General features: G+C 68.1%; 2 protein-coding genes. Both read left to right on the forward strand.

The genetic code is table 11. From position 1 onward, the window contains the following. The coding region (locus tag VO99_RS27450; protein WP_046116154.1) for an electron transfer flavoprotein subunit beta/FixA family protein at positions 1–249 on the forward strand (249 nt) is incomplete at its 5' end. Positions 250–251: 2 nt separating this feature from the next. Continuing rightward, on the forward strand, positions 252–1,175 hold a 924-nt coding region (locus tag VO99_RS27455; protein ID WP_046116155.1), incomplete at its 3' end, for an electron transfer flavoprotein subunit alpha/FixB family protein.

The raw sequence follows: 1,175 nt of genomic DNA on the forward strand, positions 1-1,175 counted from the left end.
GTCACGCTGCCCGCGGTCATCACCACCGACCTGCGCCTGAACGAGCCGCGTTACGTCACGCTGCCCAACATCATGAAGGCCAAGAAGAAGCCGCTGGAGACCGTCAAGCCGGCCGACCTGGGCGTCGACGTGGCCCCGCGCATCAAGACCCTGAAGGTCAGCGAGCCGCCCAAGCGCAGCGCCGGCATCAAGGTGCCCGACGTCGCCACGCTGGTGAGCAAGCTCAAGACCGAAGCCAAGGTGATCTGACCATGACCGCACTTGTTATCGCAGAACATGACAACGCGACCGTGAAGGGCGCGACCTTCAACACCGTCACTGCCGCCAGCCAGATGGGCGGCGACGTGCACGTGCTCATCGCCGGCCACAACGCGCAGGGCGCGGCCGATGCGGCGGCCAAGATCGCGGGCGTCAGCAAAGTGATCCTGGCCGAAGCCGCCGGCCTGGAGCACGGCCTGGCCGAGTACGTCGCCGCGCAGGTGCTGGCCATCGCCGGCCACTACAGCCACCTCGTCTTCCCGGCGACGGCCAGCGGCAAGAACATCGCCCCGCGCGTGGCCGCCAAGCTCGACGTCGGCCAGGTCAGCGACATCACCAAGGTGGTCAGCGCCGACACCTTCGAGCGCCCCATCTACGCCGGCAACGCCATCGCCACGGTGCAGGCGACTGACGCGGTCAAGGTCATCACCGTGCGCGGCACCGGCTTCGATGCCGCTGCACATGAAGGTGGCACCGCCCAGGTTGAGAAGGCCGAAGCCGCCGCCACCAGCGACAAGGCCAGCTTCGTCGGCAGCGAGATCGCCAAGAACGACCGGCCCGAGCTGACGGCCGCCAAGATCATCGTCTCGGGCGGCCGGGCGATGGGCAGCAGCGACAAGTTCAACGAAGTGCTCACCCCGCTGGCCGACAAGCTGGGTGCCGCACTGGGCGCCAGCCGCGCCGCGGTGGATGCGGGCTACGCGCCCAACGACTGGCAGGTCGGCCAGACCGGCAAGATCGTCGCGCCGCAGCTGTACATCGCCGCGGGCATCTCGGGCGCCATCCAGCACCTGGCCGGCATGAAGGACAGCAAGGTCATCGTGGCCATCAACAAGGACCCCGAGGCGCCGATCTTCAGCGTGGCCGACTACGGCCTGGAGGCCGACCTGTTCAATGCGGTGCCGGAGTTGGTGAAG

The sequence above is a fragment of the Aquincola tertiaricarbonis genome (genome assembly GCF_000969605.1).
Lineage (GTDB): Bacteria > Pseudomonadota > Gammaproteobacteria > Burkholderiales > Burkholderiaceae_C > Aquincola > Aquincola tertiaricarbonis.